This window comes from Anaerobacillus sp. 1_MG-2023, from assembly GCF_030547345.1.
GTDB lineage: Bacteria > Bacillota > Bacilli > Bacillales > Guptibacillaceae > Guptibacillus > Guptibacillus hwajinpoensis_B.
Map to the genome: position 1 here is coordinate 1 of NZ_JAUORD010000227.1, position 241 is coordinate 241.

Below are 241 nucleotides of genomic sequence, written 5' to 3' on the forward strand. Positions count from 1 at the left end.
AGATAATAAAGCTCACTCCTATACCGTACGCAATCCCTTCTTCTACTAACCATTTTGAAAAAACGTAAGTGAGTGTAACGCTAATGACCCAGAATGAAATAATATTAAGTATAAGCACTTGAACCATATCACCGGCAGCTTTAACCACTCCATTTAAAAAAAAATTAATAACAATAAACGGATATAAAAAAGCAACGTTTTTTAAGTAGATCACACAGAAAGCAATTGTCTTATGGCAGTC

At 33.2% G+C, this 241-nt stretch carries 1 protein-coding gene; it reads right to left on the reverse strand.

Going from position 1 to position 241, the window contains the following annotated elements; translation table 11 throughout:
* Nucleotides 1-241 (reverse strand): MATE family efflux transporter (locus Q4550_RS23965; protein WP_303536772.1); only part of this gene is annotated, 241 nt, incomplete at both ends.